Origin of the sequence: Pedobacter puniceum (assembly GCF_009674685.1) — a bacterium.
GTDB lineage: Bacteria > Bacteroidota > Bacteroidia > Sphingobacteriales > Sphingobacteriaceae > Pseudopedobacter > Pseudopedobacter puniceum.
The window spans coordinates 406,564-428,281 of the sequence record NZ_WKJI01000002.1; the positions used below are offsets into that span (position 1 = coordinate 406,564).

Annotated in this window: 23 protein-coding genes; 11 read left to right on the plus strand and 12 right to left on the minus strand. The window is 35.6% G+C overall.

Going from position 1 to position 21,718, the window contains the following annotated elements:
- The first annotated feature begins 2 nt into the window (after positions 1–2).
- The 6 genes from GJJ64_RS08395 to GJJ64_RS08420 are packed head-to-tail and all read left to right on the plus strand — an operon-like array spanning position 3 to position 7,391.
- Positions 3–3,524, plus strand: coding sequence for a nitrate reductase (locus GJJ64_RS08395; protein ID WP_154287360.1), 3,522 nt, complete (start codon positions 3–5; stop codon positions 3,522–3,524).
- A 5-nt stretch (positions 3,525–3,529) separates the two neighbouring features.
- Entirely contained in the window at positions 3,530–4,987 is a 1,458-nt protein-coding gene (locus GJJ64_RS08400; RefSeq protein WP_154287361.1) for a rubredoxin domain-containing protein, read from the plus strand.
- Entirely contained in the window at positions 4,984–5,718 is a 735-nt protein-coding gene (locus GJJ64_RS08405; RefSeq protein ID WP_154287362.1) for a sulfite exporter TauE/SafE family protein, read from the plus strand. Before GJJ64_RS08400 ends, GJJ64_RS08405 begins: the two co-directional genes overlap by 4 nt.
- Positions 5,718–6,662, plus strand: a complete 945-nt coding sequence (locus GJJ64_RS08410) for a GTP 3',8-cyclase MoaA (RefSeq protein ID WP_154287363.1) — start codon at positions 5,718–5,720, stop codon at positions 6,660–6,662. Before GJJ64_RS08405 ends, GJJ64_RS08410 begins: the two co-directional genes overlap by 1 nt.
- A gap of 8 nt (positions 6,663–6,670) precedes the next feature.
- Positions 6,671–6,904: a MoaD/ThiS family protein gene (locus tag GJJ64_RS08415; protein WP_154287364.1), complete on the plus strand. Its 234-nt coding sequence runs from the start codon at positions 6,671–6,673 to the stop codon at positions 6,902–6,904.
- Positions 6,864–7,391: a molybdenum cofactor biosynthesis protein MoaE gene (locus tag GJJ64_RS08420; RefSeq protein ID WP_154287365.1), complete on the plus strand. Its 528-nt coding sequence runs from the start codon at positions 6,864–6,866 to the stop codon at positions 7,389–7,391. The genes GJJ64_RS08415 and GJJ64_RS08420 overlap by 41 nt, the downstream gene beginning before the upstream one ends.
- Here the strand turns inward: GJJ64_RS08420 and GJJ64_RS08425 are convergent.
- Positions 7,366–7,707 (minus strand): HepT-like ribonuclease domain-containing protein, encoded by a 342-nt coding sequence (locus GJJ64_RS08425; RefSeq protein ID WP_154287366.1) that lies wholly within the window; start codon positions 7,705–7,707, stop codon positions 7,366–7,368. The two genes, GJJ64_RS08420 and GJJ64_RS08425, sit on opposite strands and share 26 nt — an antisense overlap.
- Positions 7,700–7,996 carry a nucleotidyltransferase family protein gene (locus GJJ64_RS08430; protein WP_154287367.1) on the minus strand — a complete coding sequence of 99 codons (297 nt, stop codon included), beginning with the start codon at positions 7,994–7,996 and terminating at the stop codon, positions 7,700–7,702. The genes GJJ64_RS08425 and GJJ64_RS08430 overlap by 8 nt, the downstream gene beginning before the upstream one ends.
- Before the next feature lie 65 nt (positions 7,997–8,061).
- On the opposite strand from GJJ64_RS08430, the gene GJJ64_RS08435 reads away from it, so the two are divergent.
- From GJJ64_RS08435 to GJJ64_RS08445, 3 genes are read left to right on the plus strand one after another with little or no spacing between them, the layout of a single operon-like run.
- A complete protein-coding gene (locus GJJ64_RS08435; RefSeq protein WP_026903437.1) occupies positions 8,062–8,340 on the plus strand; it encodes a SelT/SelW/SelH family protein in 279 nt (92 codons plus the stop codon).
- A 4-nt stretch (positions 8,341–8,344) separates the two neighbouring features.
- Entirely contained in the window at positions 8,345–8,899 is a 555-nt protein-coding gene (mobA, locus tag GJJ64_RS08440; protein WP_154287368.1) for a molybdenum cofactor guanylyltransferase, read from the plus strand.
- A gap of 41 nt (positions 8,900–8,940) precedes the next feature.
- Entirely contained in the window at positions 8,941–9,252 is a 312-nt protein-coding gene (locus GJJ64_RS08445) for a hypothetical protein (RefSeq protein ID WP_154287369.1), read from the plus strand.
- Positions 9,253–9,391: 139 nt separating this feature from the next.
- On the opposite strand, the gene arsB is transcribed toward GJJ64_RS08445, so the two are convergent.
- The 5 genes from arsB to pruA all read right to left on the minus strand — a co-directional run bounded on the left by arsB (position 9,392) and on the right by pruA (position 13,624).
- On the minus strand, positions 9,392–10,468 hold the full coding sequence (arsB, locus tag GJJ64_RS08450) for an ACR3 family arsenite efflux transporter (protein WP_154287370.1): 1,077 nt from the start codon (positions 10,466–10,468) through the stop codon (positions 9,392–9,394).
- 3 nt (positions 10,469–10,471) lie between these two features.
- A complete protein-coding gene (locus GJJ64_RS08455) occupies positions 10,472–10,891 on the minus strand; it encodes an arsenate reductase ArsC (RefSeq protein WP_154287371.1) in 420 nt (139 codons plus the stop codon).
- 24 nt (positions 10,892–10,915) lie between these two features.
- Positions 10,916–11,482: a DUF6428 family protein gene (locus tag GJJ64_RS08460; protein ID WP_154287372.1), complete on the minus strand. Its 567-nt coding sequence runs from the start codon at positions 11,480–11,482 to the stop codon at positions 10,916–10,918.
- A 36-nt stretch (positions 11,483–11,518) separates the two neighbouring features.
- A complete protein-coding gene (locus tag GJJ64_RS08465; RefSeq protein WP_154287373.1) occupies positions 11,519–11,848 on the minus strand; it encodes an ArsR/SmtB family transcription factor in 330 nt (109 codons plus the stop codon).
- A gap of 147 nt (positions 11,849–11,995) precedes the next feature.
- Complete coding sequence (gene pruA / locus GJJ64_RS08470) at positions 11,996–13,624, minus strand: L-glutamate gamma-semialdehyde dehydrogenase (protein WP_154287374.1); 1,629 nt, start codon at positions 13,622–13,624, stop codon at positions 11,996–11,998.
- A 215-nt stretch (positions 13,625–13,839) separates the two neighbouring features.
- Between pruA and GJJ64_RS08475 the strand changes: the two genes are divergently transcribed.
- Complete coding sequence (locus tag GJJ64_RS08475) at positions 13,840–15,048, plus strand: proline dehydrogenase family protein (protein WP_229655498.1); 1,209 nt, start codon at positions 13,840–13,842, stop codon at positions 15,046–15,048.
- Positions 15,049–15,103: 55 nt separating this feature from the next.
- The gene (locus GJJ64_RS08480; protein WP_026904105.1) at positions 15,104–15,988 is read left to right on the plus strand and encodes an AraC family transcriptional regulator; all 885 of its coding nucleotides are present in this window, start codon (positions 15,104–15,106) and stop codon (positions 15,986–15,988) included.
- Between the two features lie 315 nt (positions 15,989–16,303).
- Here the strand turns inward: GJJ64_RS08480 and kbl are convergent, their stop codons facing one another.
- From kbl to GJJ64_RS08505, 5 genes are all read right to left on the minus strand, one after another.
- Positions 16,304–17,494, minus strand: a complete 1,191-nt coding sequence (gene kbl, locus GJJ64_RS08485) for a glycine C-acetyltransferase (RefSeq protein WP_154287375.1) — start codon at positions 17,492–17,494, stop codon at positions 16,304–16,306.
- 50 nt (positions 17,495–17,544) lie between these two features.
- On the minus strand, positions 17,545–18,606 hold the full coding sequence (locus GJJ64_RS08490) for a glutaminyl-peptide cyclotransferase (protein WP_154287376.1): 1,062 nt from the start codon (positions 18,604–18,606) through the stop codon (positions 17,545–17,547).
- Complete coding sequence (locus tag GJJ64_RS08495; RefSeq protein WP_149075579.1) at positions 18,584–18,952, minus strand: YraN family protein; 369 nt, start codon at positions 18,950–18,952, stop codon at positions 18,584–18,586. The genes GJJ64_RS08490 and GJJ64_RS08495 overlap by 23 nt, the downstream gene beginning before the upstream one ends.
- On the minus strand, positions 18,953–20,887 hold the full coding sequence (dnaG, locus tag GJJ64_RS08500) for a DNA primase (RefSeq protein WP_154287377.1): 1,935 nt from the start codon (positions 20,885–20,887) through the stop codon (positions 18,953–18,955).
- A gap of 66 nt (positions 20,888–20,953) precedes the next feature.
- Positions 20,954–21,553, minus strand: a complete 600-nt coding sequence (locus GJJ64_RS08505; RefSeq protein WP_154287378.1) for a TetR/AcrR family transcriptional regulator — start codon at positions 21,551–21,553, stop codon at positions 20,954–20,956.
- Positions 21,554–21,718 lie beyond the last annotated feature (165 nt).

Sequence of the window (21,718 nt, forward strand, 5' to 3'; positions counted from 1 at the left end):
TTATGCCGCAAACAAAAAAAATAGCAGAACAACTTACTTCTACCTGCAGCTATTGCGGAGTTGGTTGCGGTGTGCTTATCCAAAAGGAAAAAAACGGAAATATTTTTGTTGAAGGAGATAAGAATCACCCTTCTAGCAAAGGAATGCTTTGCAGCAAAGGTCTTAACTTGCACCATACTGTTAACGATAAAAGCGATAGATTACTGTATCCGCAAATGCGCTACAATAAAAGCATGCCCTTACAAAGAGTAAGCTGGGATGATGCTTTAGAACGTAGCGCTGCTGTTTTTAAAACTTTTATAGAAAAATACGGCCCAAATTCGGTTGCTTTCTATGCATCGGGGCAGTGTTTAACAGAAGAATACTATGTCATTAATAAGCTTATAAAAGGCTTTATAGGCAGTAATAATATAGATACCAATTCTAGATTATGCATGAGTAGTGCTGTTGTAGGCTACAAAATGTCTATCGGCGAAGATAGCGTACCTATTTGCTATGATGATATAGAACTGGCAGATTGTTTTTATGTTACAGGTGCTAACCCAGCATGGTGTCATCCTATCATTTGGAGAAGGGTTGAAGCTCATAAAGCTGCCAACCCGGATGTTAAAATCATTATTGTTGATCCGCGTGTAACCGATACTTGTGCCATAGCAGATTTACATTTGCAGTTAAACCCTGGCACAGATATTACCCTTAACCATGCTATTGGCCGGCTTCTTATAGAGCAAGGTTATATTGACATCAATTTTATTCAACAACATGCAGAAGGTTATGAAGCTTACAAAGCCGTAGTTTTTGAAAAAAGTTTAGAAGAAGCGGCTCATATTTGCGGCTTGAACCCCAATGATATTAGACTTGCCGCACAATATATTGGTGAAGCAAAAGGCTTTATCAGTATGTGGACCATGGGGCTTAACCAAAGTGCTATTGGCACCAACAAGAACTTAAGTTTGATTAACCTCAACTTAATTACTGGACAAATTGGCAAACCTGGAGCTGGTCCGTTTTCATTAACTGGCCAACCCAACGCCATGGGCGGCAGAGAAGTTGGAGGCTTATCAAACCTTCTACCTGCCCACCGCAACTTAAACAACCCACTACACCGCCAAGAAGTACAAGCATTTTGGGGTGGAAAAGAAATACAAGAAAAGCCTGGTTTAACGGCAACAGAAATGTTTGAAGCCTTAGAAACAGGGCAATTAAAAGCTATCTGGATACTGTGTACCAACCCATTAACCAGCTTACCCAATACCAGACAAGCCGAAGCCGCTTTGAAAAAAGCAAAATTTGTAGTGGTACAAGAAATCAGTAATAAACCAGAAACTTTAGCTTACGCTGATGTTGTTTTACCCGCAGCAGCCTGGGCAGAGAAAGAAGGTACCATGACAAATTCTGAGCGGAGAATTACATACTTACATAAAGCTGTAGATGCACCCGGAGAAGCCTTGCCTGATGCTGAAATCATCTGCAAATTTGCTCAAAAAATGGGCTATAATAGCTTCAGCTATAACAATGTAGAAGAGATATTTATAGAACATACCAAACTCACCAAAGGCACTAACATAGATATTTTTGGCTTAAACTACACTATTTTAAAAGAGCATAGAAGTATTCAATGGCCTTATAAAAAGCATAAACAAAACGGCACTAAGCGACTCTTTGAGGATAAAAAGTTTTATACACCATCACAAAAAGCCATCTTACATGCCGTACCAGATACTTTAACTAGCGAAAAACCAAATCCCGATTTTCCTTTTATTTTAACCACTGGCCGTATTAGAGACCAATGGCATACGAGAAGTAAAACAGGTAAAGTAAATAAGCTAAATCAACATATTAAACAAGCTTATTTAGAAATTCATGTTCAGGATGCAGAGCAATTAGAACTGAAAGAAGATGATATCGCCATCATAACTTCTGCCCGCGGAGAAGTAAGAGCAAAAGTTAAAATTGGTAATACCATAAAACCTGGTGTTGTTTTCTTGCCTATGCATTGGGGCAAAATCCTTGGAAATGATTTAAACCGAGCAAATAATATCACCAATGATTTGCTAGACCCAATTTCTAAAGAGCCAGATTTTAAATATTGTGCTGTTAAGGTTGCCAAATATCAAAAACCAGAACAAAAGATAGTTATTATTGGTGCCGGGGCAGGTGCTTTTGGCTTTGTAAAGGCTTATAGAGAAATTAACCAAGAAGATGCCATAACTATTTTTAGTAAAGAAAATTTTCCTTTTTATAATAGGGTTATGCTACCAGACTATATCAGTGGTGAACAAGGCTGGGAGCAATTGGTTAAGATGACAGATGAAGAAGAACCTGATTATAAAATTAGGCTTCACCGTGGTGTAAGTGTAGAAAAAATAGACCGAGAGCAAAAATTAGTGATAGATAATTTGGGCAGAAAAACCCCTTACGATATCCTCATCATGGCAACAGGAAGCCGGGCATCAGTACCTAAAAACTTACCAAATTTAAAGGGCATCTTTACCATGAGAAGCCGTACAGATGCTGATAACTTTAAAAATCATATCCCTAAAAACGCCCATGTTGCTATTTATGGCGGTGGATTGCTAGGTTTAGAAATGGCCGCTTCTTTAAGAGAGATAGGTGTTAAAGTTACCATCATCCAAAGAAGTTCTAGGTTTATGGGTAGGCAGCTAGATGCTTTGGGCAGTCAGCTTTTACATGAGGAAATGGTAGACCTAGGTTGCGATATCTATTATGATGATGAAGTACAATTGTATTACGGAAGATCTAAACTTACCGCCATTGGTTTAAAAAGTGGTAGAAAAATAAACTGCGATGCTATCATTTTAGCTATTGGTACTACACCCAATATAGAACTGGCTAAAGCAAGCGACTTAAACTGCAAAAAAGGTGTTGTGGTTAATGATTATCTACAAACAAATGACCCTGCCATTTATGCTATTGGTGAAATTGCCGAGTTTAACGGCAGTTTATACGGCATTACCGCTGCCGCAGAACAACAAGCTACCGTTGTTGCCAATTATTTAAACGGAGATATTGCTAGCTATTATAGCGGAAGCACCAGCATGAACTTGATAAAAATTCATGGTTTTGATTTATGCAGTATTGGTTTACCAGAATGCCCAGACGAAACTTACGAAGAAATAGTTTTTATCGATAAAGCTAAGCGATACTATAAGAAATGCATTATTAAACAAGATAAACTGGTTGGCGCTATCCTTATTGGAGATAAAACTGAGTTTCTAGAATTTAAAGAGCTTATTGCTAATAAAATAGAACTGAGCGAAAAGAGGATGCAACTGCTTAGAAGCGGTAAAAAAGCAGAGGCAGTTAAAGGTAAATTGGTTTGTAGCTGTAATAATGTTGGTAAAGGTAATTTAGAAGAAAAAATAGCTATGGGCTGTACAGATTTGAACGCCTTATGTACTGCCACAGGTGCAGGCCAAGGTTGTGGCTCTTGCAAAGCAGAAGTTAAAAAAATCCTCGATGAAGCATCCCGAAAAGAGGAAGTAGCTTTAAATCTAATCTAATTTCTATGGAAGAGCATATCGTCAAAATAAACTTACCAGGTGGCATTGTTTCTACCGGAGATTTACATGAAATATTAACCATTGCAGAACAGTGCAATGTTGAGAATATAAGAATTGGTAACCGCCAACAAATTTTATTTAAAATTGCAGAAACTGCACTGGAAGACCTAAAAGATAGGTTTATGGTTCATGATATCCCTTATGAAATAGACCAAGATGAGTTTCCTAATATTGTAAGTTCTTACGTTACAGAAGAAATTTTCCAAACATCTTTATGGTTAACAGAAGGTGTTTATAAAGACATATTAGATGGGTTCAATCATCAGCCTAAGCTTAAAATTAATATTGTAGATTATTACCAAAATTTAATTCCCTTTTTTACGGGCAACCTTAATTTTATAGCCTCTGAAACCAATAATTTCTGGTATTTGTACATCAGATTTCCTAAAACCAACAATATGTTTTGTTGGCCTTCTCTTATTTATTCTGAAGATATTGCTGCTTTAAGCTTGGTTCTAGAAGATTATATCCATCAAGATTTTAGTAAGCAAGAAGTAAATATTAACGGAGAAGATATTTACACTCAGGTTCTTAAGAACCATAATTTTCATCAGCAGGAGATTCAAAAACCTTTAATCCATACAGATTTTCAATTGCCCTATTATGAAGGTTTAAATAAATATAGCGAGAATAAACTTTGGCTAGGTATTTACAGAAGACATGAAGAATATAGCATCAAATTTTTAAAAGCTGTTTGCGAAATTTGTAAGTCGACAAGGATAGGACAACTCTATACAACAAGTTGGAAATCCATAGTTATCAAGAATATCAATATAAAAGACAGAACTTATTGGAGTAGTTTATTAGATAAATTTAGAATTAATATTAGACATGCTGCAAACGAGTTAAATTGGCAAGTAGAAGACTTATGCGAGGAAGCTTTAAAGCTAAAAATAGAACTGGTTAAACAATTTGAAGAAGCCGATTTAAGAACCTATCGTTTATGTTTTGCCATAAAAACCAAGCCTAAAACAGGCTTATTTAGTGCTATCGTCATCAGAAAGAGAAATAGTAGAAATAGTAAAGGAGAAGAATTATATGAGCTTTTGTATACCCGAAACTTCAATCCAAATTCAAAAGAATATATCACTTTTCATGATGGTGTTACCTTAGAGCAACTGGCTCCCAAATTGATAGAAATATGCAACCTTTACTATCACCTCAGAGAAAATACGGGTAAGAGCTCAGAAATAGAAAAAGAACAACCTAAGCAGGTACAAAAACACAGCGTATACCAATGTAAAAACTGTTTAACCATTTACGATGAACGTTATGGAGACCCTACACAAGAAATAGCTCCAAAAACAAGTTTTAACAGTTTAGATTCCTATTTTTGCCCTGTTTGTGATGCTCCAAAACAAGATTTTGCTGAAATTCACCTAACAAAACAGCAATTTGTATGAGTGTAGAAACCTTATTGTTATTAGCTTTATTTTCAGTTGGATTTTTATACGCATCTGTTGGGCATGGTGGTGCTAGTGGCTATTTGGCTGTACTGTCTATTTTCTCTATTCCGCTAGCTCAATATAAAACCATGGTGCTTTTACTTAATATTATAGTAGCAGGAGTAGGTTTTATTCAGTTTTACAAAGTAGGATTTTTTAAATGGCATTTATGCTGGCCTTTCTTGCTAAGCTCTATTCCTTTTGCATTTTTAGGCTCAAAAGTCGTCTTAGACACAAAAGTCTATCATATACTTTTAGGCGCAGCTTTAATATTTCCTGTCATCAGGTTATTAGGTTTTAGTGGCCAAGAAAAACACATAAAAAAAGCTATTCCTTTGGTAAAAGCTTTAATTTGGGGAGCATTATTAGGCTTAATATCGGGTGTTTTAAACATAGGTGGTGGTATATTTTTAAGTCCGTTGCTTATTTTAACGGGCTGGGCAAATAGTAAAGAATCGGCATCGGTTTCAACCTTATTTATTGTTTGCAACTCTATGGCAGGGCTTTTGGGTTACACACAAGCTTTAGAAATACAAGATTCATCGGTATGGCTTTGGTTTTTTTCGGCTTTAGCCGGAGGATTTGCAGGCGCATACGTTGGTAGTCGATACTTTAAAATTTCTACCATCAGATATTTATTAACCGTGGTATTAGCGATTGCTTCTTTTAAACTTTTATTTTTGATGTAATGGAGGGGATTGAAGATATCTACAACAGAAAGTTTAAAAAGCTAAGGCTTAGCCTGCTAGATCATTGCAATTTTAATTGCTCTTACTGTACTATGGGCAGCGATAACGTAGCTAGCAAACCTCAACAAAAGGTAGATTTCTTTGTGAAAAGAGTTGCAAAACTACATCAATACCTACAATTAGACAGTATAAGACTTACCGGAGGAGAACCTTTACTTTATCACGAGCTTGATGTTCTTATTCATGAACTTAATAAACTAGACATACCAGAAATTACCTTAACCACAAATGGTTTTTTATTAGCCAAGCAAGCATCCAAACTAAAAAATGCGGGTTTAGGTAGTATTAATATTTCTTTAGATGCCATAGATGAACTTACTTTCCAAAAAATAAGCAAAAGAAAAAAAGTACAAGAAGTATTAAACGGTATTGAAACAGCTATTAAAGTGGGTTTAAATGTTAAATTAAATGCCGTTATCATGAAAGGGATAAACGAGCAAGAAATTTTACCCTTGTTACAATATGCTTTTAAGTTAAATATCCCTATCAGGTTTTTAGAATTGATGGCCATGGGACATTTGCATGAGCAAGCAGCATCTCAAATTTTCACTAAAGATGAAATTCTGTCTAGTATAGCTCAGCACTATCAATTTACCAGAGCGATAAGAAAAGCATCGGCAACAGCCAATTACTGGCAAACGCAGGAAGGTTATTTCTTCGGAATTATCGCGAATGAAAGCACACCATTTTGCCATGATTGTAACCGCTTACGTATGGATGCACAAGGAAATTTATTTGGTTGTTTAAGCAGTAATAAATCTGTCTACATGGCCGATGAAGACCCAGAAGAGCTTTTAAAGCAGAAATTGCAGTATGCTATGAAACAAAAACAAAGCCTTAAATTTACAGGAAGCAGCCTTAGTATGTTAGAAATTGGAGGATAGAAATCACTATGAAAATAAAAGTTTTTGCCGCCCTTAAAGATTATTTCGATAAAGATTTTCTCTTAGAAGAAGACCTTAAAACCATTGCAGATTTAAAGGCTCACTTAGCTAAACAACAACCTAAAGCTTCTGCTTTACTAAACCTTTGCCGCTTTGCTGTACATGATGAATTTGTAGCATTAAGCCATTTAATCCATGAAAATGATGAAATCAGCGTTATTCCCCCAAGTAGCGGAGGTTGATATAGCCCCTTTGAGTGCTACAGATTTAGATTTGGTTCAATTGCTAAGTTTAGCCCACGACCCTAAAGCGGGTGCTGTAGTCTTGTTTAGTGGTGAAGTAAGAGATAATAGTGCTGGCAAAACGGTTGACTATCTAGACTATGAAGCACATGAAAGTATGGCTAGCAAAATGATATGTAGCATTGTAGAAGAAGCCGCAAAACGTTGGCATTTAACTAAAGCATTAGCCCAACATAGAACGGGGAAAGTGATGGCCGGAGAATCTGCCGTGGTGGTTATTACCTGCTCGCCACACAGAAAAGAAGCTTATGCTGCAAACAGATATATTATTGATAGGATAAAACACGAAGCGCCCATATGGAAATGCGAATATTTTACCGATGGAACCAAAGAATGGGGCGGAAATTGTTCTTGCCAAAAATTACTGGCGATGCCAATAAACACGTTTATGAATTTGAGGGTTAGTTTTTTCTTTCTAATATCTTAGAGATGTCTTTTCTAAGAACTGGAATTTTTGTTTGAAGTACATCCCAAACTATGATATAGTTTACGCCTATATAATCATGTATAAGTCGATCTCTCATTCCGGCCATACTTCGCCACTCAATAAAAGACCAAGTATCTTTATATGTTAAAGGAATTTTCTTTGAAGCTTCGTCAATAATTTCTAGACTTCTTACGGTAGCTCTTTTTAAAGTCTCATCCTCTAAAAAATCATCTAGTGAAATATTTACAATTACAGATATTAAATAGTCACATTCATCTTGAATATGCCTTAAATATTCATTTACATCTTTAGACATATTGTACTTCGTTCAAAATTTTTGGACCAATATGCCTACTCAATCCTTTTTTAGTAACAATCTCAACCTTTTCTCCTGTAAAAAGTCTTTCAAAAAAATCATATGCCGCCATATAATTATCAAAATTCTCTTTTTCAGGAATAAAATTAATTAATAAATCAATATCACTTTTTAAAGACTGCTCATTTCTTAAATACGAACCAAATAAGCCTATGCTACATATACCAAATTCTTGCAATTGGGCTTTATTGCCCTTCAGAACCGAAAAAATTTTATCTTTAGTAAGCATATCTTGTGTAATTTAACAAATAATATTTCAGCAATTTGATTATTTAAATTTAAATAGTTTTTTAAATGAAACCAACCATCACCATAGAATATTGCCCAAAATGCAATTGGATGTTAAGAGCAGCCTACATGGCACAAGAAATTTTATCAACTTTTACTGATGATGTAGCTGCCGTAAGCCTAAAACCTAGCGAAACAAGTGGTAAGTATACCATTAGCATTAATGAGCTAGAGCTGTTTGATAGGAAAAAAGAAGGTCGGTTTCCAGAAGTAAAAGAGCTGAAACAACTGATAAGAGATCAGGTAAATCCTGATAAAAGCTTAGGTCATTCTGATAAAAAATAAGCTGATGTCAACTTTAAGCGGATTAATTTTATGCGGAGGCCAAAGTAAAAGAATGGGGACCGATAAAGGCTTAATTTTAAAAGGTAAACAGCCTTGGTTTGCCTTGATGGCCGATAAACTCAACCCTTTTAACCTCCAAACTTTTATTTCTATTAATAAAACACAGTTAGAGCAATATCAAGCTTATTTTAGCCCAGCCAGCTTTATCATAGACCAGCATGAAGTTGAAGGACCATTAAACGGCTTACTTTCTGCACATCAATTACACCCCGAAACAGATTTTATAGTTTTAGCTTGCGATTTGATAAATCTGCAACCATTAACTATTACTAAACTGATAAAAAATTATCAACAGTTTCCCGATTATGATTATTACGCCTACCATAACCAACAATTTTGGGAACCTTTATGTGCCATTTATACGGCTAAAGCGTTAAAAAACTATCAATACCAAGCACTATCTAAGCACAGCTTTCAAGCATTATTAAACCAAGGCAAAACCTATAAATTAGATATACAGCAGCCAGAAAGCTTCATAAACCACAACCAGCCTTCATAATTGGCATCTCTTTTGGATGATATATCCAAAAATAATTCACTATGAAAAAGTTAATTTTAACAACTGCATTTGCTGGTATGGTAAGTATTGCCGCATTTGCCCAAGAAAAAGAAACCAAAACAGATACTGTTGTAAACGATATTAAAAAAGGCGCAAAGAAAGTTGGTAATAAAACAGCAGAACTGGGTGTAAAAGGCGGAGCCAAAGTTCTAGACCAACAAATAAAAGATAAAGTTGGGCCAGCCGGGCAAAGCGTTTACCGCGATGGTAAAGACCGCATTTACTATGTTGATAGTAAAGGAAATAAAATTTATATCAAAGAATCGGCTTTAAAACCGACTAAAACACCATAAATAGTTTTATGAGTGTGAAAGCGAGAAGCTCAGAAATAATATTCATAATAAGAAAAGCCATATTTTATGGCTTTTCTTATTTTATTACTTTTGCTTCTATTTTTCAGAAAAGTACTTTTCATTGAACTTTCATTCATCATTATATCCCGCTCTCCACAGGATAATACTTTCTTCTAAACCAAAAGGCTAAATTTACCAAAGCTATTAAAGCAGGTACTTCTACCAAAGGGCCAATGACTCCGGCGAAAGCCTGCCCAGAGTTAATACCGAAAACGCCTATTGCTACGGCTATAGCCAGCTCAAAATTATTTCCGGTAGCTGTAAAGGCTATAGATGTTGATTTAGAATAATCGGCACCAAAATATTTTCCTACATAAAAACTCAGGATAAACATCACCGCAAAGTAAATGAGTAAGGGGATAGCAATTCTAACCACATCCAAAGGTATTTGTATCATTAATTTGCCTTTTAGGCTAAACATTACCACAATGGTAAAAAGTAAGGCAATTAAAGTAATAGGCGATATAAAAGGAACAAATTTTTCTTGAAACCACGTTTCGCCTTTGAGTTTAATTAGGCTATATCTACTGACAATACCCATCTTAAAAGGAATCCCTAAATAGATAAAAACACTCTCGGCAATTTGGCTCATGGTTATATCAACAGCTAAACTGCTTAAGCCAAAAAATGGAGGTAAAACGGTAATAAAAATATAAGCATAAACACTGTACAAAAGCACTTGAAAAATACTGTTTAAGGCAATTAAACCCGCTGCGTATTCTCTGTTTCCTTCTGCTAGCTCATTCCAAACTACTACCATGGCAATACATCGGGCTAAGCCAATTAAAATTAAGCCAACCATATATTCTGGGTAGTTAGCTAAAAAAGTAATAGCTAAAACAAACATCAAAATAGGGCCAATAACCCAATTTAGAATAAGCGAAGCTCTTAACACTTTGGTGTTTTTAAATACCTCGCCCATGTTTTCGTATTTTACTTTAGCCAATGGCGGGTACATCATTAAAATTAAACCAATGGCTAAAGGTATATTGGTTGTTCCGCTAGAAAAAGAGTTGATATAAGCAGAGGATGATGGTATAAAATAACCTAAGGCCACGCCTAATATCATGGCAATAAAAATCCATAAGGTTAAATTACGATCTAAAAATCCTAATTTTTTCCGCTCTACCGCCGGAGCGCAGTTATTTGCAGACATATCTTAATCTTTTTTAACGTAGGTAGCTACAAAATTCTGTGCGTAATTTTTAATCATTTCCCTTACTTCTCTAAACTGGGCCATAATTTCCTCTTCTGTACCTTGTGCTTTGGCTGGGTCTGGAAAGTTGTAATGAAATTTCTGAGCCTGTGTAGGAAAATACGGACAATTTTCTTTTGCATGGTCACACACGGTTATCATATAATCAAAATCTATGCTAGTGTATTCATCCACGTGGTTAGAAGTGTGCTTAGAAATATCTATACCATCTTCTTTCATGGTAGCAATTGCTCTTGGGTTTACACCATGTGTTTCTATTCCAGCACTATAAATATTTGCATGCTCTTGTGCAAAATGCTTTAAATAACCTTCAGCAATTTGGCTTCTGCAACTATTGCCTGTACATAAAACTAAAATATTCATCTATTCTATTTAAATTATTAAAAATTAACAACATCCAGAACCAGGCTCGCAGCTGTTTCCTTCTTGCGTAACTAAGTTTTTTAATTGGATTTTTGGCTTTACAGCCGATGGTGCACAACATTCTTCTCCTGCTGGAGTGGTACCACAACTTCCACCTCTTTCTATAGCTTTACATTGGGTAACATCGGGTCTTAAATCTATAATGAAATTCTCTTCATCTTTGATAAAAGCTTTTGGTAATAACTGTCTGGTATCATATTCTTGGTTACCAAATTCTACTTTTACAACCGCATCAGCCTCAATATTTAAAGATTTTTCTACCAATTCTATAATAGAAACAGCTTTTCTAACTTTCATAGATTTAAGCTGCTGCTGATTTTCTGGCTCCCAAAGCTGGATGATAATTTCTGTCCATTTGTTTACCACACCACCACAATCAACAGAAGTGATAGGTGCGTATTTTAATTCTGTAATATGATAAGAAGGCGAAACCCATTTGTCTTCAGCATATTGAAATTGTAAGTCTAACATCGGATTTGCTACCAGAGCAGTCCTAAACTCTTTCCAAGTCATCATTTCTGAAACATTCATATATTGCAATTTAACGATTAATCAAATAAATTTTTTTTAACAGCAGCTAACTGGCCCTTTATATTCATTTAAAAAGCCATTTAAATGCTGTTCTAATTTTTTCCAGTTTTCTGGATGAATACAATAACAAACGCTTACACCCTCTATAGTTCCTTGTATTAAACCGGCATTTTTTAATTCTTTTAAATGCTGCGATATGGTAGCTTGCGCCAAGCCCAATTCGCCAACCAAATCCCCACAAATACAAGTATTAGCCACCATAATACGCTGTAAAATGGCAATGCGAGCCGGATGCGCCAAGGCTTTCAAAAGTGTAGCCAATTGGTTTTGCTCATCTGTAAATATTTCTGTTCTTGTAATTCCCATAACTATATATTGCAATATTACGATTAATAAAGAAAATATCAAATAAAATTTTATGCTTAATTGCTAAAACTTCATAAAAAAAGCTGTCTCCATTATGGAGACAGCTAAACTTAAACCTAAACATATTCACTTAAACAATGAATTTCTTTACTCCATAAATGGATATCTATAATCCGTAGGCGGATTAAAAGTCTCTTTTATTGTTCTTGGGGAAACCCATCTTAATAAATTAATCATAGAGCCGGCTTTATCATTGGTACCTGAAGCTCTGGCTCCGCCAAATGGTTGTTGCCCCACCACAGCGCCCGTACATTTATCATTGATATAAAAATTACCTGCTGCATTTCTCAATTTATAGGCTGCCTTTTCTATCGCATATCTATCATTAGCTAAAATTGCACCAGTTAAAGCGTAAGCTGATGTTTGATCTATCAAATCTAAAGTTTCATCAAATTGCTCATCATCAAAAACATAAATGGTTAAAACAGGGCCAAATAATTCCTCGCTCATGCTGCTATAATGAGGGTCTTGTGTTACTAGAATTGTAGGTTCAATAAAATACCCAACAGATTTATCGTAATGACCGCCAGCAATAATTTCTACACCATTGGCTTGCTTAGCATCGTCTATAGCTTTGGCTAGTTTATCAAAAGATTTTTCATCAATAACAGCATTAATGAAATTGCTAAAATCTTCTACTGGGCCCATCTTAAAACTAGCTACATCTTTTATTAAGAACTCTTTTAACGCTGGCCAAACTGATTTAGAGACATAAACTCTTGAAGCTGCCGAACATTTTTGTCCTTGATATTCAAACGCTCCTCTGGCAATAGCTGTTGATGCTGCTTTAACATCTGCACTGGCATGTACCAGAATAAAATCTTTACCTCCTGTTTCGCCTACAATACGCGGGTAAGTTTTATAGAGATGAATGTTTTCTCCAATAGTTTTCCATATTTCTTGAAAAACTTTGGTTGAGCCTGTAAAATGTATCCCAGCAAAATCTGGATGTTTAAATATAACCTCTCCTATATTTGGACCATCGCCATAAATTAAATTGATAACGCCAGCGGGTAAACCTGCTTCTAAGAAAATACGCATGATTAATTGTGCTGCATAAATTTGTGTATCGGCTGGTTTCCAAACCACTACATTACCCATTAAAGCTACCGAAGCTGGTAAATTTCCAGCAATGGCGGTAAAATTAAATGGCGTTAAGGCAAATACAAATCCTTCTAAAGGGCGTTGCTCTACCCGGTTCCAGCTGCCTGCCGGAGATACTGGTGGTTGCTGCTGATAAATCTCCGTCATGTATTTTACATTGAAACGTAAAAAATCTATCAACTCGCAAGCCGAATCTATTTCTGCTTGATAAGCATTTTTAGATTGTCCCGCCATGGTTGCTGCATTTAAATCATATCTATATTTTCCGGCAATTAAATCAGCTGCTCTTAAAAATATAGCTGCCCGATGTTCCCAAGACATGTTTTCCCAATTTTCTTTAGCTTTTAAAGCTTCAGAAATTGCTTTCTCTACATGGCTTTTATCTCCATTATGGAAATTTGCGATTACTTTCTGGTGTGCATGAGGCGGACGAATACTTCCTGTATCGCCAGTTCTAACTTCCTCGGCACCAATAAACATCGGTATATCAAGCGTTGTGGCATATACCTTTTCTAAAGCGGCTTTAAGTAAATCACGCTCTTTACTGCCCTTTGCGTATTGCAAAACAGGCTCGTTAACGGGAACTGGTATATTAAAAAATCCTTTCAACATTTCTTGATATTTATAGGTAACACGCAAAATGTATACCTAACGTTTTTATCTCTAAATAAAACAAGCCTTTTAAAACAAATAGCCTGGTTTTTGTTTAACAAAGTAAGTGCTAATACAGGATTTAGATATAACAAAAATTGTCCATTAATAGTCTAAAATTGCCAAAACAAGGCAAATAAATGTTTGCTTATTATTTTTGATATATTATAAAATAGATGATGAATAAGAAGGTTTCTTTTAACGATACAGCCATTGCCTTTTCGCACAAAACAGATAAAGAATTGGCCCAAGCGCATTTTATTTTCTCTTTGATGAAATTCCAATGGTTAGTAAGAATTGGAACCAAATTAACGCCTTTAGCTCTTAAATGGAAGTTTCCTATAAAAAGTCTTTTACGCAATACTATTTTTAAAATATTTATAGGTGGCGAGAGTTTGGAAGAAACTAAAAAGGTATTAAAAACGCTAGATCAATATCAGGTAAAGGCAATTTTAGATTATGGTGCCGAAGGGAAAGAAAATGAAGAAAGCTTCACCAAAACTTGTGAGGAGTTTATCTCTCTTATTCATTATGCTGGTGCACAATCATCTGCTCCTTTTATCAGTATCAAAGTAACAGGCTTAGCTCGTTTTAGCTTTCTAGAGAAGTTAAACATTATCATTAAACAGCATCCATTTACATTACCTAATCCGAAGGCTTTAACTTCTGCAGAGCAAAAAGAACTTCAACTACTTTTAGCTAAAATTACTGCTATTGTAGAAGCCGCTAAACAACATCATATTGGAGTTTTAGTTGACGCCGAAGAAACTTGGATTCAAGATACCATTGATGCCTTAACTTTCCATTTTGCAAAACTTTATAACCAAGAGCAAGCTGTTATTTTTAATACGATACAGTTTTACCGTACAGCAGCCTTTGATTTATTACAAGAAAGTATCCGCTTAGCACAAGAACACTCTTTTACAGTAGGTATAAAAATGGTGCGTGGTGCTTATATGGAAAAAGAACGTTTAAGAGCTCAGGAATACGATTATCTCTCTCCTATTCACCCAACAAAACAAGCTACCGACGATGCTTTTAATAAAGGTTTAGCTTATGCAATTGCTAATTTGGAGAAAGTACACCTGATTATTGCTAGCCATAACGAAGAAAGCAACAGTTACGCTACCGAACTTTTAGCTCAATACGGTTTCCCTCAGCAACATCCGCATATTCATTTCTCGCAGCTTTATGGCATGAGCGACCATATTACTTTTAATTTGGCTAAAGCCGGATACGCAACCAGTAAATATTTACCTTATGGCCCTATTGATGATGTTGTGCCTTATTTGATGAGAAGGGCTGAAGAAAACACCTCTGTAGCAGGGCAAACCAGTAGAGAACTACAACTTATAGAACAAGAAATTAAAAGAAGAAAAGCTTAACTATCAGATATTGCTCTTTTTTTAGCTAATTTTAAATTGGCTTTAGCAATTTTAGATGAAAGTTATACAATTTACCGTACCTGTAGACAAGAGCGATTCTGTTGTTATTCAAGAAGATATACTTCCTAATTTTTATCATTATTTGCACAGACATAAAGAAGTGCAAATAAGCTTAATTTTAAAAGGTGAAGGGACATTGATTGCTGGTAATTTTACTCAGCCTTTTAAAGCTGGTGATATTTACATTTTAGGCGCCAATCAACCGCATTTATTAAAAGGAGACGCTAAGTATCTAAAACTGCCTAATAAGAATAATATCCATGCTATCCATATTTTTTTTGATGCACAGCAGCTATTAGCTCCCTTAAATGCTATGCCTGAGTTTGTAGCCATTCATCAATTTTTAAAACTTACAGATAGTAGCTTGCAGTTGCCTTCAAATTATTATCAAAAAACGGCAAAAGAGATTATCAAGATTAGCAAAGCTAGTGGTTTTAATAGGCTCATCAGCTTCTTGCAATTGCTTGATTATTTTTCTAAAGAGGTTAAAGATTGGCGTTCTTTATCTACCGGATTTTCTAAGAAATCTTTCTCAGAATCTGAGGGGATGCGCATGAACGATATTTATCAATACACTTTAGAGAATTATGCTGAAGATATCACCCTCAAAAAAATTGCTGCCGTGGTGCATTTAAGTACTTATGCCTTCTGTAAATATTTTAAGAAACATACCCGGAAAACATACCTCAATTTTTTAAACGAAATAAGAATTAATGAGGCTTGTAGAAGAATTTTACATGGCGATTCTGAATCTATATCAGCCATAGCTTATGCCACAGGTTTTAATAGTACCATTACTTTTAATAGGGTTTTTAAAAAAGTTACGGGGATGTCGCCAACTACTTATGTGAAGGTTTATAAGTTTAAAGTGGGGGATTAAATGTTCTTTGTCTGGATAATATTGTCATTTATAAATATTTTAAAAACTAGGCGTTCACGCACAGGCTTTCCGGCCTCTTGACCGGCCATGTCAAGGTCCTTTTTTCCTCAAAAAGTACCCAAAAACTCTCCGCTGCGCCGCTTGCTTCTAAAGGTTCTGCTAGGGCTAGTCCTGTAGATGCCGCAACCGCCAAGGCGGAATTAAGCGTAAACGGTTGTTAATGCTTGAGCTCGATTACCGTTCTACTTAGAAAACTCGTTTATGGCTAACTATAAAAGACATCATATAGAAAGCATTTGCTATATCAACATCTATCTACTTAATCACACCCAATTCTTTTCCTACTTTTTTAAAGGCTGCTATACATTTATCTAAGTGAGAGCGGTCATGTGCAGCAGACATTTGCACTCTTATTCTTGCTTTGCCTTTGGCTACTACCGGATAGTAGAAACCAATAACATAAATACCTTCTTCTAACATTTTTGAAGCAAATTGTTGTGCCAAAGGCGCATCATACAACATTACCGGAACAATAGGATGTGTGCCTTGCTTAATATCAAAGCCTGCTTTGGTCATTTCTGCTCTAAAATAAGCGGTATTTTCTTCCAACTTGTCTTTTAATGCAGTGCTTTCTTTAAGCATATCTAGCACAGCTATAGAAGCGCCCACAATTGCCGGGGCTAAGGTATTAGAGAATAAATATGGTCTTGATCTTTGTCTTAACAATGCAATAACTTCTTTAGGTCCAGAGGTAAAACCACCAGAAGCACCGCCTAAAGCTTTTCCTAGAGTTCCTGTTATGATATCAACCCTACCCATTACACCATGATATTCGTGAGTACCTCTTCCGGTTTTACCCATAAAACCAGAGCTATGGCATTCATCCATCATAACTAAAGCTTTGTATTTATCAGCCAAATCACAAATTTTGTCTAACTGGGCGATGGTTCCATCCATAGAGAAAACACCATCAGTAACAATAATACGATGTCTTAAATGTTGCGTAGCTTGTAATTGAGCTTCCAAATCGGCCATGTCATCATGCTTGTAACGATGACGTTGTGCTTTACATAACCTGATACCATCAATAATAGAAGCATGGTTTAACTCATCAGAAATGATAGCATCTTTTTCATCAAATAAAGGTTCAAAAACACCTCCATTAGCATCAAAAGCGGCAGCATACAAAATAGTATCTTCTGTACCTAAAAACTCAGATATTTTTTGCTCCAATTCTTTATGGATGTCTTGGGTACCGCAAATAAAACGTACTGATGATAAACCAAAACCATGGGTATCAATAGCCTTTTTTGCTGCTTCTAAAACCACCGGATGGTTAGATAAGCCTAAATAGTTATTAGCACAAAAATTAATTACTTCTTGGCCGCCTGTTACAGCAATATCTGCCGATTGCGGGGTAACAATAACACGTTCGTTTTTATATAAACCCGCGTCTTTTATATCCTGTAATTCTTGCGTTAAAACAGGTTTTAAAGTTTCATACATAATTTAAAATTTTATGGTTCAACAATATGTTGGGTAAAGCTGTTTTGTAATTATCTCTTTACCATTTCTATCTGATACAATTTAGGCCATTTTTTACCGGTTACAAATAACCTTTTGCCTTTAGCATCCCAAGCAATACCGTTTAAAACATCTTGGTCTTGATCTTCTACTTGCTCTTTATTTAAACCTATCAAATTGATATAAGCTTCTACCTCTCCGGTTTGTGGGTTGATGATGGCTATTAAATCTGATGTATAAATATTGGCAAACAGTTTACCATCTATCCACTCTAACTCGTTCAGTTGGGTAACTGGGCCTTTATCATCATAAACTTCTATATAACCTTCTGGCTGGTAGCTTTCTTTGTTCAGCTTATAAATTTTATTACTTCCATCGGTATTGTAAATGGTTGCGCCATCATAAGCTAAGCCCCAACCTTCAACAGCGTGGTTGTAAGGTAAAGTTCTTAATAAGTTGAAAGTATTTTTATCATATTCTAAAATAACTCGCTCTTTATACGTAAGCTGAATAATTTTATCACCAATAACCGTCATCCCTTCGGCAAAATATTGCTGAGCTATATCTTTTTGTTGTAGCACTTTACCTTCAACAGTGGTTTTTCTAAGGCTAGAAGCGCCATACTCGCCATCACTTTCATAAAAAAAACCATCATGATATTCTAAGCCTTGGGTGTAAGAAGAAACATCGTGTTTATAGGTGTTGATGATTTTAAAGCCATATTGTTCCGGAGTTTTCGACGATACCAAAACTATATTGGTACTCAGCTCCTGCACATCGGCACCAGTATACAATTTAGCTTGGATGAGCCTGATACCCAAAGGCATTTCTTTGGTGTCTATCATTTGGGTAGCGGTATCTTTTGCAGATGCTACCAGTTTATCATCAATAAAATATTGTACAGAATCTGGAAGCTTGCTGCTTAACATCAAACTTAATTTAAGAGGTTCGCCAGCTTTAATTAAGCTGCCGCTTTCTGGAAATAGTAAAGCTATTTCTTCCTGACCAGTTTTTTTGCCTTGATTACAAGATAAAATCAACATCAGGAAACTAAAAACAGTAACCAAATATTTATTCATAATTCCAAAAAGCATCTTCAATATGTTTTAAAGTGTATTTTTCTAAGTTTTTATCAAATAAAATGGAGATAATATCAAACCTTATTTCTCCTTGATGATTCATCAAATAAACGTATTCTTCTGCAGCATCTGTTAAAAGTCGCTGCTTTTTTACATCCACAAAATCTTCTGGCTGGCCAAAAGCACTTCCTGTGCGTGTTTTAACTTCTATAAAAATGATGGTTTTATGCTTAAAAGCTATCAAATCAACCTCGGCTTTGCCAAAACACCAATTCTCGTCTAATATTTCAAAGCCCTGCTGTTCTAGAAAATCTTTGGCTATTTGTTCGCCATTTTTTCCTAAGGTATTGTGTTGCGCCACTTATTTTATAATTACAGAACCCAAATAATTAGAGATATACTTTTCTACTTCTTTTAAATCTAGGTACTCCTTCATCAAAATCATCTCATTAGCTTCGTTTTTCTCTTGTTGCAATTCTTTTTGCTTGGCGATAAGCATAGCAGAAACTTTTTTCTTTTTCAGATGAAAAATAGCTCCCATAACAGTAGATTTTAAGTTTTGTGTTTCATCATTTACATTGATGTTGTGCATGGTGTACCAATTCTCGCTTAAATGATAAGGGGAAGAAATGATAGAAATAGCTGTTTTAGATATTTCTTTATCAGGATGTTGGATAAAATCTTTCTCTGTTGGGAGTTTACCTTTCTCTAATTCATCATGATAATAAGAAATGATGCGGGTGTAAACCGGATTTAGGAAACTAACATCGCTTAAATTGGTGATGATGTATGGCCCAATATAAGTATCTGTCATATCATCCCAATTTACCAATTGATGACCATAGGTAAGCAACACCCTTAGGATTTCCTTTTCCTGGTGTTCATCTGTTTGGCTTGGTTTATCTTCAAATAAATCTGGCGGCGGACCATCCTCTGGCTCAAAAAATTCTGGTGAAGGCTGGTTTTGTGGATTATTTTTATCTTTCTTAGCTTTTGTTAAACGTATTTTATTAAGCTCGGCAATTAAAATACGCTCTTCCATATTTAAGAGGCTGCTACACTCTCTTAAAAAAACGGAAGCCTTTATAGCATCAGGAATTTTAGCGATACTTTCTACCACATCTCTAATAACACCCGCCTTTTTGATGGGGTCATTTGCAGCATCCTGTAAAAGAATCTCGGTTTTGTAGAAAATAAAGTCTTTCTTATTTTTCTCTACATGGGTTTTAAAAGCCGAAGCACCATAAGCCTGAATGTAAGAATCTGGATCGTGGCCATCAGGAAAAAGCACAACTTTTACATCTAGGCCTTCTTCCAAAATCATATCTAAACCTCTTAAAGAAGCTTTTATACCTGCGGCATCACCATCGTAAAGAATACAAACGCTATTGGTAAACCTGCTGATGAGCTTAATCTGCTCGGTAGTTAAAGATGTACCGGACGAAGCCACCACGTTTTCTACACCTGCTTGGTGAACGGCCATAACATCGGCATAACCTTCTACCAAGAAGCAGTTGTCCATATCTCGGATAGCTTTTTTAGCTTGAAAAAGCCCATAAAGCACATTAGATTTATGGTAAATATCGCTCTCTGGCGAGTTTACATATTTAGGAACACTCTTGTCTGTTTTTAAGGTTCTGCCGCCAAAACCTATAATACGGCCCGTAAAGTTGTGGATGGGAAAAATAACACGGGCTCTGAATCTATCGTAAATACGGCCTTTATCATTTTTAATAACTAAGCCGGTTTCTTCTAAAAATTCTTGCTTGTAGCCTTCAGAAAGTGCTTTATCATTTAAGGCCGACCATTCCTCGGGAGAGTAACCTATCTCGAATTTTTTAAGTGTTTCTTCTCTAAAACCACGTTCTTTAAAATAGCTTAAGCCGATGGATTTACCTTCATCTGTATTCCAAAGGTTGTCTGCAAAAAACTGAGCTGCAAAAGTTGATATAACGTAAAGGCTTTCTTTTCTATCAACTTCTGCTTGGTATTCTGGTGTAACCTCGGTTTCTTCAATTTCTATGTTATACTTACGAGCCAGATATTTTATAGCTTCTGGGTACGAGTATTTCTCATGACTCATGATAAATTGAAGAGAGTCTCCACCCTCGCCACAGCCAAAGCATTTATAAATACCTTTTGCTGGAGAAACATGAAAAGAAGGTGTTTTTTCGCCATGGAACGGGCAAAGCCCTATCATACTTGTGCCTCTTTTTTTGAGGTACACAAAATCTCCTACAACTTCCTCTACACGGGCTGTTTCTAAAACACGGTCAATGGTTTCTTTTTTTATCATGCGATAAAAACAAATTTAAGAGAATTTGCGAAGCAGCGTATCATAATCTTAAAGATTAGGAATAGCTTATTTAGTGATACCACCTAAAATCATGTTGATGAGCCTACAACAAGATTCTGAAGAACCTGTTAAACAGGCGGAGGATTGATTGGGGAGTTCTAAACCATTGAAAGCAGCATTTGTCCAACTGGCAAAGAAAGTGATTTCTTCATCGTTCATAGTTTTAAACTCGCCACATTGTACACCACTTTTGATGATTTCTTTGATAAAGTCGATATGTATTTGCTCAAACTCTTGCTTTAAACCGAATATTTCTCTAAAATGGTCGAAAACATCTTCAAAAACCACTTTGCTTAAATTATCATATTCTTCTTTAAGTTTTAGCCTAGACATTAAATAAGCCTGAAATTTTGCTAAAGCCGTACTTTCTGCATTAACTGCCAACCTGATTTGCTTTACAGCATTTTGCATTTCATGATTAACAACGGCTTCAAACAATTCTGATTTCCCCGGATAATAGTAATAAAGCGTACTTTTTCCCTTTCCTACAGCTTTAGCAACATCTTCCATCGTGGTTTTTTTTAAACCATACTTAGAAAATAGTTGCTTTGCAGCATCTAGGATTTCTTTATTAAGACCATCATCATTTATAGGAGTAGCTACCATTGTTTAGACTTCTATGATTAATTATTCTAAATATACAATAATTTTCTTTTGCAACAAGCAAGCTTTTGGCTTAAATCTTATGCATATAAGACAGATGTAAAGTCAGGCCTAAGTAAAACTAAAGTCAGATTAGATTCATATAGCCCATAAATCAGCAAGTTACCA